The 14,170-nt window shown below is 26.3% G+C and carries 14 protein-coding genes and 1 other RNA gene; 8 read left to right on the top strand and 7 right to left on the bottom strand.

Translation table 11 applies throughout. From position 1 onward, the window contains the following. Positions 1–26 precede the first annotated feature (26 nt). From epmA to CLV39_RS04320, 3 genes are read left to right on the top strand one after another with little or no spacing between them, the layout of a single operon-like run. Positions 27–983 (top strand): elongation factor P--(R)-beta-lysine ligase, encoded by a 957-nt coding sequence (gene epmA / locus CLV39_RS04330; protein WP_121923012.1) that lies wholly within the window; start codon positions 27–29, stop codon positions 981–983. Further along, on the top strand, positions 973–2,514 hold the full coding sequence (locus CLV39_RS04325; protein WP_121923011.1) for an ion transporter: 1,542 nt from the start codon (positions 973–975) through the stop codon (positions 2,512–2,514). The genes epmA and CLV39_RS04325 overlap by 11 nt, the downstream gene beginning before the upstream one ends. Next, entirely contained in the window at positions 2,511–3,188 is a 678-nt protein-coding gene (locus tag CLV39_RS04320) for a uroporphyrinogen-III synthase (protein WP_121923010.1), read from the top strand. The genes CLV39_RS04325 and CLV39_RS04320 overlap by 4 nt, the downstream gene beginning before the upstream one ends. Here the strand turns inward: CLV39_RS04320 and lpxC are convergent. After that, positions 3,175–4,047 (bottom strand): UDP-3-O-acyl-N-acetylglucosamine deacetylase, encoded by an 873-nt coding sequence (gene lpxC, locus CLV39_RS04315; RefSeq protein WP_121923009.1) that lies wholly within the window; start codon positions 4,045–4,047, stop codon positions 3,175–3,177. The genes CLV39_RS04320 and lpxC overlap by 14 nt on opposite strands. 142 nt (positions 4,048–4,189) lie before the next feature. On the opposite strand from lpxC, the gene CLV39_RS04310 reads away from it, so the two are divergent. Together CLV39_RS04310 and CLV39_RS04305 are read left to right on the top strand one after the other, a co-directional pair. Beyond that, positions 4,190–5,443, top strand: a complete 1,254-nt coding sequence (locus tag CLV39_RS04310) for a hypothetical protein (RefSeq protein ID WP_121923008.1) — start codon at positions 4,190–4,192, stop codon at positions 5,441–5,443. Further along, complete coding sequence (locus CLV39_RS04305; protein WP_121923007.1) at positions 5,443–6,309, top strand: HepT-like ribonuclease domain-containing protein; 867 nt, start codon at positions 5,443–5,445, stop codon at positions 6,307–6,309. Before CLV39_RS04310 ends, CLV39_RS04305 begins: the two co-directional genes overlap by 1 nt. Here the strand turns inward: CLV39_RS04305 and thpR are convergent, their stop codons facing one another. Continuing rightward, complete coding sequence (thpR, locus tag CLV39_RS04300) at positions 6,310–6,849, bottom strand: RNA 2',3'-cyclic phosphodiesterase (protein WP_121923006.1); 540 nt, start codon at positions 6,847–6,849, stop codon at positions 6,310–6,312. Between the two features lie 22 nt (positions 6,850–6,871). Continuing rightward, positions 6,872–7,223: RNase P RNA component class A (gene rnpB, locus CLV39_RS04295), an RNA gene on the bottom strand. A 74-nt stretch (positions 7,224–7,297) separates the two neighbouring features. Here rnpB and CLV39_RS04290 point away from each other — a divergent pair. The 3 genes from CLV39_RS04290 to CLV39_RS04280 are packed head-to-tail and all read left to right on the top strand — an operon-like array spanning position 7,298 to position 9,283. Continuing rightward, a complete protein-coding gene (locus tag CLV39_RS04290; RefSeq protein WP_121923005.1) occupies positions 7,298–7,759 on the top strand; it encodes an OmpH family outer membrane protein in 462 nt (153 codons plus the stop codon). Then, entirely contained in the window at positions 7,756–8,514 is a 759-nt protein-coding gene (locus CLV39_RS04285) for an SAM hydrolase/SAM-dependent halogenase family protein (protein ID WP_121923004.1), read from the top strand. Before CLV39_RS04290 ends, CLV39_RS04285 begins: the two co-directional genes overlap by 4 nt. Continuing rightward, positions 8,507–9,283 (top strand): ABC transporter ATP-binding protein, encoded by a 777-nt coding sequence (locus CLV39_RS04280; RefSeq protein ID WP_121923003.1) that lies wholly within the window; start codon positions 8,507–8,509, stop codon positions 9,281–9,283. Before CLV39_RS04285 ends, CLV39_RS04280 begins: the two co-directional genes overlap by 8 nt. Here the strand turns inward: CLV39_RS04280 and rnr are convergent. The 4 genes from rnr to CLV39_RS04260 all read right to left on the bottom strand — a co-directional run bounded on the left by rnr (position 9,270) and on the right by CLV39_RS04260 (position 13,881). After that, a complete protein-coding gene (rnr, locus tag CLV39_RS04275) occupies positions 9,270–11,366 on the bottom strand; it encodes a ribonuclease R (protein ID WP_121923002.1) in 2,097 nt (698 codons plus the stop codon). The two genes, CLV39_RS04280 and rnr, sit on opposite strands and share 14 nt — an antisense overlap. A gap of 13 nt (positions 11,367–11,379) precedes the next feature. Further along, positions 11,380–12,138: a TIGR04219 family outer membrane beta-barrel protein gene (locus tag CLV39_RS04270; protein WP_121923001.1), complete on the bottom strand. Its 759-nt coding sequence runs from the start codon at positions 12,136–12,138 to the stop codon at positions 11,380–11,382. A gap of 1 nt (position 12,139) precedes the next feature. Next, complete coding sequence (locus CLV39_RS04265) at positions 12,140–13,279, bottom strand: aspartate aminotransferase family protein (protein ID WP_121923000.1); 1,140 nt, start codon at positions 13,277–13,279, stop codon at positions 12,140–12,142. Positions 13,280–13,686: 407 nt separating this feature from the next. Beyond that, positions 13,687–13,881 carry a hypothetical protein gene (locus tag CLV39_RS04260; protein WP_121922999.1) on the bottom strand — a complete coding sequence of 65 codons (195 nt, stop codon included), beginning with the start codon at positions 13,879–13,881 and terminating at the stop codon, positions 13,687–13,689. Positions 13,882–14,170: the final 289 nt, after the last annotated feature.

The following is a 14,170-nucleotide window of genomic DNA, read 5'->3' as shown; positions in this document are numbered from 1 at the left end:
TGTATAGTCTGCTATATTATTATATTATGGATTTAGTTATATCAAAAAACAAAGTATTTAAAGCTATAAGAGATTATTTTAATAATACCGATGCTTATGAAGTAATTACAGATATACTTCAAGATTATCCAAATCTTGATCCAAATATTTATCCTATAGAATGTGAAGTGTTTAATGAAAAGAATGAAAAATTTATAAAATATCTTCATACTTCTCCTGAAATTCAGATGAAAAAATTACTTTCAAAATATAAAAAAGATATATATCAAATAACTAAGGTTTTTAGAAATTTTGAAGGTTCAAAAAAACATAAAATAGAGTTTATAATGCTTGAATGGTATAGAGTTGGATATAATCTTGAAGATTTAATGGAAGATACCCAAAATATCTTTATAGAAACTGCTATAGCTTTATATAAAAAGCCTGTTATTCAATACAAAGGAAAAAAGTATGACTTAAGAAAAGTAGAAAAAATATCTGTAGATGAAGCTTTTTATAAATTTACAAAAGTTTATCCAGAAGATTATGAAAACCTTTTAAGGTTTTTACACAAAAAAGAAGGATTGAAAAAAGAAATAGATTATGAAGAAGCTTATTTTAGAGTTTATGCTTTTTATGTAGAGCCAAATCTTGGAAAAGATAAATTAACTTTCATATATGATTACCCTCCAACATTTTCAGCTTTTGCTAAAATAGAAAATGGAAAAGGAAAAAGATTTGAAGCTTATATTAATGGAATTGAACTTGTTAATGGATACTATGAACTTACAGATCCAATAGAACAAGAAAAAAGATTTAAAGAAGATATTGAAAAAAAAGAAAAAGAAACAGGGAAAAAATACGAAATAGATAAAGAGTTTATAGATAGTTTGAAAAATATGCCTAAATCTTCAGGTGCTTCTTTAGGAATTGATAGACTTTTAATGATTTTATTAAATAAAGAAGATATTAAAGAGGTTAATTATTTGTATTATGTTTATTGAAGATAATTTTTTAAGAAAATTTACAAAATATTACAGGATTTTAAAAAGGAAAGTATATAACACAATTGAAAGTGAAACTAGTCCTCGTAAGCAGTTATATGATGTTGTTGCTCTTTTTGTTGTAATTACTTCATCTATAGCTATACTTCCTGATTTTATTCCTACATTCCAAGCTAAACTACCTCCTGACCTTAATAAATTTTTAAATGATTATGAAAATATAGCTCTATACTTTTTTCTAATAGAATATATATTAAGATGGTGGGTTATATCTAATTTTACGAAAGATTTTCTAAAAGGATTTGAAGAATACTTAGATTTACCTTTATATATAAGAATTTTTAAAGGTTTAAAATCAGCATTTATACCAAAATTAAAATGGATGATAACACCGTATGCAATTATAGACCTACTTGCAATACTTCCATTATTTAGACCTTTAAGAGCTTTTAGAATTTTAAGAGTTTTAAGAATATTAAAAATAATAAGATATGGCGGTGCTTTAAAAAGTCTTTATTTAGCATTAAAAGAACAAAGTTTTTTATTTGCATTTATTGCTTTTTCATTAATTACTTGGATATTTAGTATCTCTTTAATTGTTTATATTTATGAATATAATGCAGGAAATAAACTTTTTGAAAATATGTGGAATGCTTTATATTGGGGGCTTATTACTGTATCTACAGTTGGGTACGGAGATATTGTTCCTAAAACAGAAGAAGGTAGAATATTAACATCTGTACTTATAGCAGGTGGTATAGTTTTTGTTTCAGCTTTAACAGCTACTTTTTCTGCAGCATTAGTTGGAAGATTAATGGACATTAAAGGAGGAGAAATAAAATTGGATAACTTAGAAAATCATATTGTAATATGTGGATGGAATGAAACTGCTGAAGAAGTTATAGAACAGTTAATTGCTTCAGATGTAGAAAAAGAGATTGTAATTGTTACAAATTTACCAAAGTCAGAAATAGGAATTAAACTTCCAGATTATATAGGATATAAAAGAGGTGATTTTATTAATGATACTACTTTACTTGATGTAGCAGTAGATAAAGCTTCTGACGTAATAATAGTAGCAGAAAGAGAAGAAGGTATTTCTGAAAGAAATATAGATGCAAGAACAGCACTTACAGCTATGTTAGTTTCAAGTATAAATCCTACAGCAAATATATATGTTGAAGTATTACTTGATGAAGATGCTGAGATATTTAAAAAAAGAATGAGAGTTAAAGAAGTGTTAGTCCATGGACAATTATTAGGTAAAATCCTATTTAGTGGACTTGTAAATCCAGGTACAACAGATTTAATAAAAACATTAATAGATAAAGAAACAGGAATTAGAAAAGTTAAAGTATCAAGAATTGGAAAGTTTAATAATTTTGGAGAACTTCTTGCTTATGTAAGATCAAAAAATCTTATGCCTATTGCTATAGAAAGAAGAAAAAAGACATATCTAAATCCTCCTGACACATTCATAATTGAAAAAGATGATTATGTATTTTTAGTTCCAGGTGAAAGACAAGGATGAAAACATTACTAATTACAAGGGAAGATAAGTTAAATAAAAGTATAGAAAATTTGGCAAAAAGTAAGTATGTTAATTTAATATATTTTCCATTAATAAAAACAATTCCTTTAGATTTTGATTATATAAATTTACCCACAATTGATGGAATAATTTTTTCTTCAAAAAAGGCAGTTGATTATTTTTTAAAAAAACAAGATTTACCAAAAGATATATTAATTCTTGCAGTAGGAAATAAAACAGGTGAATATCTAAAAAATTTAGGATTTAATAATATTATTATTCCTGAAAAAAATTCTGCAGAAGGTATAAAAGAAATTATTGAAAAAAAATTTAAAGATAAAAAATTTATTCATATTACAACAAAAAAAGGTAGGCCAATAAATTTACCAAATATTAAAAGAGTTTTTGTTTATGATACAAAGCTTAATATTCCTGAAAATAAATATGAAATTTATAATTTATTAAAATCTGGAAATATAGATTATATTTTATTTTCAAGTCCTTCAACTTTTTTATCTTTCAAAAACCTATTTAAAGATTTTAAAGATTTATTAAAAAATACAAAAATTATATCTATTGGAAATACAACAAAAAAAGAGATAGAAAAAGAAGGTTTAAAAGTAGATATTATTCCTACGAAACCTTCTTTTGAAGAAATAATTAAGCTACTTTAAGATTTAAGCTTTCAAGTTTAGATGCAGGTACAAAATCAAATGCGTTTTCCTTTAATGCTTTTCTTAAAAATTCAGCATTTAATTTATGTCCACCTTTAAAAGATGTAATATCTGCAATTATAGGATACCCTAATAAATATAAATCACCTATCAAATCAAGAAGTTTATGTCTAACAGGCTCATCTTCATATCTTAATCCCTCAGGATTTAAAACATTGTCGTCTTTAAAAACTACTGCATTATCTAAGGAACCACCTCTTGCAAGCCCATTTTGTCTTAAAAATTCTACTTCTTCAAAAAAGCAGTATGTTCTTGCATCTGCTATATGATTATAGTTTTCTTCAAAAGGCTTAAACTCAAAATCTCTATTTCCGATTATATTATTATTATATTTAGCTTTGTATCTATATACAGGATTTTCAGAAATAGTTGCATGTATATATTTATCTTCATTTTCCACTAATATTTCTTTATTTAATACTGCATATACTTTTTCAGCTTTTTGATTTTGTATTCCTGCTTTTTTTATTTTCTCAATAAAACTTTTAGCACTTCCATCTAAAATAGGAATTTCCTTCCCATTAATTTCTATATAAATATTATCTATTCCTAAGAAAAACAAGCTAGCCATAAGATGCTCAATAGTTTGAACTTTTTGTCCATTTTTTTCTATAGTAGTAGAAAAATCAAATCCAGAAGCATATTTTATTTTCGCTGGGATAATTTCATTATTTTTTATAAAATTAATTCCTTCATTTTCACTTGCAGGTATTAATCTTAATGTAGTATATTCTCCAGAATGAAGTCCTATTCCTTCTATTAAAATTTCTTTTTTTATTGTTTTTTGATATTTATCCATAAATCCTACCTCTTTAGTATTCCAATTATTATATATGCAAAAAATATGCCATATAATATATAAACAAAAAACTATATTTTCCGATTATTTAAGTTGTATAATCTTTGATTATTTGCAAAAATAATAAAAAAAAGGTTAAAAAGTGAACACCGGAAATAAACTAAAACAACTTTATTCTTATATGGATCAAACCCAGAATATTGCTAAAAAAGTATATTCCACCTTAAGTAAATATATTGAAGAGACAAAAAATCTTTCAGATAAAGATGAAGTAAATATCTTCCTAAAAAATTTAGCTGATAATGAATTTAATAAATTATATTTATACTTAAAGCAAAATATAGAAACAATAAACACTCCAATAAGAGTACCAAAAAAAGGTTTTGATACTATTTATAAAGAAAAATTAGAAGAACTTATTGACACGTTAAATTACTTAGAACAAAAGTTAAATGAAATATATAAAAAATTAGAAGACTTTCAAGAAAAGCTGCATTCTAAAAGAGCAGAGAATGTAAGTTTTAAAGAGTTTATATTAGCAGAAAAAACTGAAATTGAGGATTATTTAAAGCTTGGGGTAAATAGAATATTAGATGATAAATTACACTTTTTCAAAGAAGAATTGGAAAAAATAAGAGAAATTGGAGAACCTCATTTAGTTATTAAATTTTTAAAAGAGTTTGAAAAAAATGTTAATTTATTTATAAAAGAGCAACTTTTTATGAATATTTCAGGGCTAAATAGATCATTAAAAGATACTTTATTAAAAAAAGCAGAAAACTATGTTGAAAAATTAGGAATTCCAGACCAGAAAAAGCATGTTTTATTAGATAATTTAAAAGTTTTCTTAGAAAATTATGAAGATATATATCCTTTAATATATTTTCAAATTCCACAAATTTCAGAAAAAATGTTTGATGCAGACTTAGAATATTCATCTCTTTTAGATAAATTTGCAGAGAATATAAATAGTTTTAGATTTTTATCTATATTTTTAACAGGAATAATCTTAACTTTAATAGGAATTTATGAAACTTTAAATTCAGATGTAGATATGTGGATGATTTTATCTATAGTAGGAATATTCTTTATTTTTGGTTCTTTAGTAGATGCTTTATTTTTCAATAAAAAATATAAAAAAGTATTTTTGCAAAAGCAAGAAGAGATATTAATCCAAAGTTTAAGAAAAAATTTAGATGAGATAAAAACGGCTCTACTTTTATATTTTTATGAAGAAAATCAGTTATTAATTGACAGAATAAACGAGATTATAAATGAAGAATTAGAAGTATACTCAACAGGTGGAAAATATCTTGAGAATATGAAAAATACCATAAAAAGTTTAAGAGATGAGGTTTATGATTTAAAAAGTAAAATAAAAACAGAGTTAAGTTAATGCTTCCAAAAACCATAGATATTAAATTTTTAAATGAAAAAGCTGGAAAAGTAAAAACATATATAAAAAAGATAAAGCAGATTTTAGATTTAGGCAAAGAAGAATTTGAAAATAAACCAATATATCCAGATAGGGTAAAATATTATTTAGTTGTTTTAAATGATGAATTAGAAGAAATATCTTGTCATTTACTTTCTATTATTTACAATAAATCTTTTAAAGACAACTGTTTAAAAATAATTTCAAAAGAGGAAATATTTAATCCTAAGCTTTCAAGGGCTTTACTTGATTTATATAATTTTAAAGAAAATCTAATGGAAAAAAATCTAAATTACCAACCTGAAAATATGTATTCTATAGTCTCTGATATAATCTTAACTTTAGACAATATGTTTATTCCAGAACTTTCAAAGATTGTAAAAGAATTAAAAGAAAAACAGCCTAAGCTAAAAATATCTATTAATATAAAAAGGGTTCAACAAAATATATCTGCCATTTTATCAAATATAAAAAAATTAAAAACTTTCTTAAAATATTCAAAAGAAGAGTTCATAAATTCGCCTTTGTTTATAGATAGATCTAAATATTTTTTAGTTGTTGCTATAGATGGAGCTAACTGGATATGTAAACATCTTTTAAGGAAGTTAGGAGAGAAAAATACAGATGAATGTTTTATAAAGCTATATGAAAAAAATATTATAGATAAAGAAACAGCATATTTTTTACAAGATTTACAAAATAACAGAATTAATCTTGCTGATCCAACAAAAGAAATTTCTTCAGAAAAAATTTATTATTGGGTTGAAAATAGTAATAAATATTTCAAAAGATTTATACAGGATATAATAAAGGCTGTAAAAGGTTAATTATATTTTTCTGTAAATTGCCCCTTTATTAGTTAATATACTTTCAATAACATTGACCTCAATATTAAATATATGTGCAAATTCTTTATATTGGTATTCTTTTAATTTTTCTTTAAATTGATGAATTTTTACAAATTTTGGTCTTTTTAATGTTATATGTGGAGTAAAACTTCTTTTTTCTCTCTCAAATTCTAAATTTTCTAATTTTTCTTCTACAAAATTATGTATTTCTTTTAAATCACCTTTTTTATCTTCAACAGATATGTAAAAAACCTTAGGATTTTCAATATTAGGAAATGCAGATAAGCCTTTTAAAATTATTTTTGTATTTATCTGTTTATCTAAAATTTCAGAAAGTACATTTTTTATATCTTTTACTTTGTTTTCGGGAACATTTCCTAAGAACTTATAAGTTATATGTAGATTTTCAGTAGGAATCCATCTACCAGAAATAACACCTGCAAAATCCTTTTTTATTTTTGAATAAAATTTTTTTGAAATTTTTTGGTCAATAAAACTTCCAACAAATACTCTTTTCATTTTTAAATCCTTAAAATTAGTGGGGTGTAGCTTTCAGGTAAGCCGGATTCTGTTTTAGACTGTCATTTATCTAAGCTCCCTACCCGAGAGCAAGCCGGGCCAGCCTTAACGCTCTCCTACTTGGGATTACTCCGGAAGGGGGTTGCCAGCTACTACTGTCGCCAGTAGTACTGGTAGGCTTTTACCCTACCGTTTCACCTGAACCTTCCTATTTACATTTCGGCTGTTTCCCAGCCTACTAAAATGAAGGTTGTCTATTTTCTGTGGCCCTTTCCGTGAGGTTACCCCCACCTGCCTTTCGGCAGCTTCCTGCCCTTTGGAGTCCGGACTTTCCTCTTTCTGAAAAATCAGAAAGCGACAGTCCCGAAAGCTACACCTACGAAAAAAAATATATAAATAATTTAAAATTTTCAAGTATAATAAAGAAAAAACAAAAAGGAGAATTTTTATGAAAAAATTTGTTTTATCTATCTTAACAATTTTCGTTTTAGCAGTTTCATCTTATGCAGAAGGGAAAATAGCTTACATTGATGTTCAAAAGGTTTTTACCCAATCAAAAGCAGGAATTGATCTAAAAGCTAAATTACAAAATATAGCAAACAAAGCAAAATCAGAAATTCAATCTAAAGCAGCAACTATAAACCAAAAAGATCAAGTAGCAATGCAAAAACTACAACAGGAAATAATTCAAAAACAACAAGAACTTCAGAAAATTCAGCAACAATCAGTCGAAAAATTTGCAAATTTCGTAAGAAAATCTGTAAACGAGTTTGCAAATAAAAATGGATATGAACTTGTTGTTGATAGTCAAGCAGTTTTATATGGAAAGGAAAAGTATGATAAAACTGAGGATTTTATAAAATATTTAGATAATAAATACCAAAAGGAAAAACCTGAATTTATTAAATGATAGCTCTTTTAACTGATTTTGGAATAAAAGATGGATTTGTTGGAACTTTAAAAGGGGTAATAAAAAATATAAATCCATCAGTAGATATTATAGATATATCTCATGATATAAACTCTTTTGATATATTAGAAGGGGCTCTTGTTTTAAGGGCTTCTTTTTCCTATTTTCCAAAAGGTACAATATTCTGTGTAGTAATAGATCCAGGAGTTGGTACAAAAAGGGATCCAATTATTATAAAAACAGAAAATTACTATTTTGTAGCTCCAGATAATGGTGTTTTATCATTAGCATTAGAAAAAGAAAAGATTAAAAAAATAATAAAAATTGAAAATGAAAAATACTTACTACCCAGAGATAATAATACATTTCATGGAAGAGATATTTTTGCACCTGTATCTGCTTATATTTCCAAAAAAATACCTTTAAATGAATTTGGCCAAGAAAAAAAAGATTACAAAAAAATAGTACTGCCAAAACTAAAAATAGAAATCAAGCAAATAATAGGAGAAATTATAAAATTTGATAAGTTTGGAAATGCTATTACAAATATAGAAGATTTACCTTCTTTCAAAATAGGTTATGTTAAAGGATTTAAAATAAATAAACTAGTAAATTCATTTTTAGAAGGAGAAAAAAATAATTTAAACATTATAAAAGGAAGTTTTGGATTTTATGAACTGTTTACTCCAATGGAAAATGCAAAAGAAAAATTTAATTTAAAAAAAGGGGATAAGGTAGTAATAGAAATTGAATAAATCTTACATTATAGTTAAAAATCTTGTAAAAAAGTTTGGAGATAGAGAAATATTAAAAGGTATATCTTTTGATGTAAAAAAAGGGGAAATTTTTGTTTTAATGGGAGGTAGCGGTAGTGGGAAATCAACTACTATTAAACATATAATAGGGCTTTTAAAACCAACTTCTGGACAGATAATAATAGATGGGATTGATATTACAAAACTATCTCAAAATGAACTTATAGAATTTAGAAAAAAAATGGGATATCTATTCCAAGAAGGAGCTTTATTTGACAGTTTAAAAATATGGGAAAACGTAGGATTTTATTATCTTGAAAATACTAAAAAGCCTATAAAAGAGATATATCAGCTTGCAAAAGAAAAACTTGAATTAGTTGGACTTAAAGGAGTGGAAGAACTTTATCCTTCTCAGCTTTCTGGTGGAATGAGAAAAAGAGCTTCCCTTGCAAGAGCTATAGCAACAAATCCTGAAATTATTTTATATGATGAGCCAACGTCTGGACTTGATCCTGTAATGAGTGCAATTATAGATAATTTAATACTAAAGCTTAGAAAAGAGATAGGAGTAACATCTATAGTAGTAACCCATGATTTAGAAAGTGCTTTTTCTATAGCTGACAGAATTGCTATTATCCATAAAGGTAAAATATATGCAATAGGAACTCCAGAAGAAATAAAAACTAATAAAGACCCTGTAGTTCAACAGTTTATTAATAGACTTCCTGAAGGCCCCATTACAAAGGATATATATTCTAATCAACCATAGACAAATCTAATTTTTTCAAGTCTTCATCAACTTTTTCAATTCTAACTTTAACTTTATCTCCAAGTCTATAAGATTTTTGCTTGTCTTCTCTTATCAATCTGTGATTTTGTTCATCATAAATATAATATCCTTCTAAAGAAGAAATAGGAATTAAACCTTCTATTATATATTTTTCAATCTCAACAAATAACCCAAAAGAAACTACGCCTGTAATTATTCCTTCAAACTCTTCACCAATATGATTAGATAGTATTCTAAGTTTTAATATTTCTAAAGCATCTCTTTCTGCTTCTTCTGCTACTCTTTCCATTTTAGAACATTGTTTTGCTACTTCTTCAAGTTTAATTGGTAATGTTTGTAAATCTTTTTTTGTAAATTTATTTTTTATTGATTTTTTAAGCATTCTATGTACAACTAAATCGGCATATCTTCTAATTGGAGAAGTAAAATGAGTATAAGTATCAAGTGCTAATCCAAAATGACCATAATTTTCAACTGTATATTTTGCTTGTTTCATACTCCTTAGTGCCATAAATCTAATAAGCTCTTCTTCAGGAGTGCCTGCTACTTTTTTTAATATCTTTTGTATAAATTTAGGAGTGATAACATCAGGATAATTAACTTCATATCCAAGTCCTGCTACTAAATCAACAAACTTTATAACCTTTTCAATATCTGGTTCTTCATGGGATCTATATATAAAAGGTTGTTCTAACTTCTCCATATGTTTTGCTACAGTTATATTTGCAATAATCATAAATTCTTCAATTAATCTATGAGCAAAATGTCTTTCATAAGGTACTACATCATAAGGATCTCCTGTATCTGTAAACAGTATCTTACTTTCAGGAAGATCAAAATCTATACTTCCTCTTCTTTCTCTTTCTTTTAAAAGTATTTTTGCAAGCTCTTCCATATATTTTAAAGGCTCAACTAAATCTGGGTATTTTTCAGATAATTCAGGATCTCCTAAAATAATACCTAAAGCTTGATCATAAGTTAATCTTGCTTTACTAATAATTACACTTTCATAAATATCATAATCTATCACTTTTCCTTTTGGATTTATAAGCATTTCACATGTGAAAGCATATCTTTTTTCCTTAGGCTTTAAACTACATAAATCTGCTGATAATCTTTCTGGAAGCATATGAAGAGCATTTTCAGGAAGATAATATGTATTACCTCTTTCAAATGCTTCTTTATCAATTGCAGAGCCTTCTTTTACATAATGGCTTACATCTGCAATATGAACATAAAGTCTATAATTTTCACCTTCTTTTTCTATTGCTACTGCATCATCAAAATCTCTTGCACTTTCTGGATCTATAGTAAAACATACCTGCTTTGTTAAATCTTTTCTATTTTTAGATATAACTACTCTTGATGATATCTTTTCTGCTTCTTGTAAAGCTTCATCAGAATGCCTTTTTGGAAGTCCATATTTTCTTGCTATTATTTCAGCTACTGTTTTTGTATTTCTTGTTTTTCCTAAAACTTCAACAATATCTCCTTTAGCTCTTTTTTTAGGTTCTGGATACTGTTTTATTTTTACAACAACATAACTACCTTTTACTATTTTCTCAGCTTGTTTTTTTGGAACATAGATTTTATGAGGAATAACTGTATCAGATAAGAGAACATAATATCCAGTTTTATCCTTTTTTAAAACTCCTACTCCTTCTTTAACTACCCTTTCTAATACTTTTACTACTTTTGCTTCATCTTTCTTTTTCTTTTTTATTGGTTTTGCTAAAACTATATCTCCATCAAATAAATATTTCATCTCAGGTGGAGGAATAAAAAGATCTTCTACTTGATCACCAATTATTAAGAATCCATATCCACTTGGATGTGCTTCAACTTGCCCTTTTACTAAATCTTCTTCTTGTTTTTTTTCTATTAGAAAATATTTACCTTTTTGATACTTAATTAATTTTTTCTTTTGAAGTTTTCTTAACATCTTTTTTAAATTTTGCTTTTCTGTCTTAGGTAAACCAAGCTGTTTTAAAAGAGTTTTTATATAAAAAGGTTTCTTTTTTTGTCTAAAAAGCTCTAAAATTTCATTTTCAGTTATTTCCATTTACTCTCCTTATTTAAAATTCAACTCCAACTTCTCCAAAGAAACCTTTAAATTTAAGATCAGAATAAACATTATCAATATCATCTAATTTTATTTTTTGATATCTATATCCACCGCCAACATAAGCTTTACCTATTAAAGGAATACCAATTAATGTAAACATTCCCATTGCCTTTATATCAATCAATCTATTTCCTTTATAAGCAATTCCTTTACCTTCAAAATCAAATTCTATAGGAAGTTTAGGAACTGATGCATGAAGTCCTAAATAAGCCATAGGAATAGGTGCTTTAAAATCTGCTCTATCTTCTTGACCTGTAGTTAAAGACTTAACATAAGCATATCCATCTGCATAATCTACAGCAACGCCTATTCTTGGCTTTACAAAAGGTATTGGCAAATTATAAAATAAAGATAAATAATATTGGTCAAGTTTTAATTTTGAATATATATTATCACTTGCAGTAAAGGTATAATCACCAAATTTAAAAGTTTTAGTTATTTTCCCTGTTCCATCATATTTAGCAGGTAGATATTCTACTTTAATATTTGGTAAAATAGGAAGTCCTAATTCTAAATAAGCATTTATATTGCCAGAATCTCCCCAGTGTAAATCATTTTTAACATCTACTTGATTACCTTTATATTTAACCCATCCAGAAGGAGACAGATTAATATATCCAGCACCTACTTTTAAGTCTATCCCAGGGATAGCAAAGGATGTTCCAACTACTGCTGTAGAAATTAATATAGCTAAAGAAAATTTTTTCATTTTAAATTTCCTCCAAAGACTTTTTTAATATTTCTATTGCTTCATCTATTTCATTATAATTTATAATAAGTGGTGGAACAAATCTTAAAGTATTATTTCCTGCCATACCTACTATTAATCTATTTCGTAGGCAAACTTTAACTAAATCTTTCACAGAAATATTTTCGGGTAAAGGTACTCCTATCATTAATCCTAATCCTCTTGGTGTTAAGCCTAATTTTTTCAATCTATCTTTTAAATATTCTCCTTTTTTATAAACTTCATCTAAAAATCCATCTTGTAATACTTCATTTAGAACCACTTTTGAAGCAGTCATAGCAAGATAATTACCACCAAAAGTTGAGCCATGGGTTCCTGGTGTAAAAGATTTTGCTATATCTGTTTTTGCAATTACAGCTCCAGCAGGAACTCCTCCTGCAATGCCCTTTGCTGAAGTTATTATATCTGGCTCAATGTTGAAATGTTGATAAGCAAAAAATTTACCTGTTCTACCTATACCAGTTTGAACTTCGTCTACCACAATTAAAATTTCTTTTTCTTTTGCTATAGTTATAATTTCTTTTAAAAACTCTTTATCTATTGGATTTATTCCTCCTTCTCCTTGAATTATCTCAAACATTATTGCTGCTGTTTTTTCAGATAAAGCTTTTTTTAAACTTTCTATGTTATTAAACTCTGCATATTTTATTCCTTGTAGAAGAGGTTTAAAACCTTCATGATATTTTGGTTGTGCTGTAGCAGTTAATGAGCCAATAGTCCTTCCATGAAATCCACCTGTAAAGGTAATTATTTCATACTTTTCAGATTTTCCTTTATCATAAAAATATTTTCTTACAAGTTTTATAGCTGTTTCATTTGATTCAGCTCCACTATTACAGAAAAAAACTTTACCATCTTTAATACTATTTTCAACTAAAATTTTAGCAACTTCTTCTTGTGGTTTTATTTTAAAAAGATTTGATACATGAATTAATTTTTTCGCTTGACTGCAAATAGCTTCTGTTAATTTAGGGTGTGCATATCCAAGAGTGTTAACTGCAATACCTGCAAGCATATCTATATATTTTTTTCCTTTATCATCATATAGATAAACTCCTTCCCCTTTTTCAAAATAAATATCAAACCTTGCATAATTTCCCATTAAGTAGTCCAAAAAATTTTCCTCCAAAAAATTTTTTTTCTGCTTAATTATTTTATATTTTTTTTATTTATTAAATAAATTAATAATAATAATAATAGGTGTGGAAAAATTGTGGATAAGTGGTTCAAAATGTTGATGTACAAGGGTTTTAGATTGTGGATAAGTTGTGGATAACTTGTGGATAACCTGTGGATAACTTGTGGATAACTCAAATTTAAGCCTGATTTTTCTTAAGTTATCCACATATTTTTTGTAGGTTGTGGATAACTTGTGGATAACTTTTGTGGATAAATTGGATGAAACTGGTTCAAACAGTTGATATTAAAGGGTTTCAACTTGTGGATAACTTGTGGATAACCTGTGGATAACTTGTGGATAATGAAGGGAAATCTAAAACAGAAAAAAGATTATTTCCCTTCATTATTTTCTAATATTCTAAATTCTAAAATCCTTCTACCACATTTAGGGCAATTTACATCAAGAATTCCTGTATTTTGTGATACAAGGATTGTATCTTTTCCTTTGTATCCACATTTACACTGGTAAGGAACTTCTTCAAACCTAATGTCTGAATCTGGTTTAACTATTGCTAATTTTTTCATTTTCTATCACCTCCTTTTTTTATTTTGATTTTAATTTATACCTTTTTTGTAAAGGTAGTATGAAGAAATGGTTAAGTTTTTTTTATATTTTGATATAAAAATTTATTTCAGCTTATGTATTTTTGTATGATAATAAACATAATTTGAGTTTATAATTTACAAATTATTTTAGTGTAAAGATTATAAATTAGGAAAGAGGAAAAGCATTCCTCTCTTTAATTAAAGAAAAGCTTTAAAACTGCTTTAACTTAAAATTAAGGTTTACAAAATAAATCTTTGATTTATCATT

It is taken from the genome of Hydrogenothermus marinus (assembly GCF_003688665.1).
Taxonomy (GTDB): domain Bacteria; phylum Aquificota; class Aquificia; order Aquificales; family Hydrogenothermaceae; genus Hydrogenothermus; species Hydrogenothermus marinus.
The sequence above is the reverse complement of the archived record's forward strand: the minus strand, read 5'-3'. Positions and strand labels throughout refer to the sequence as shown.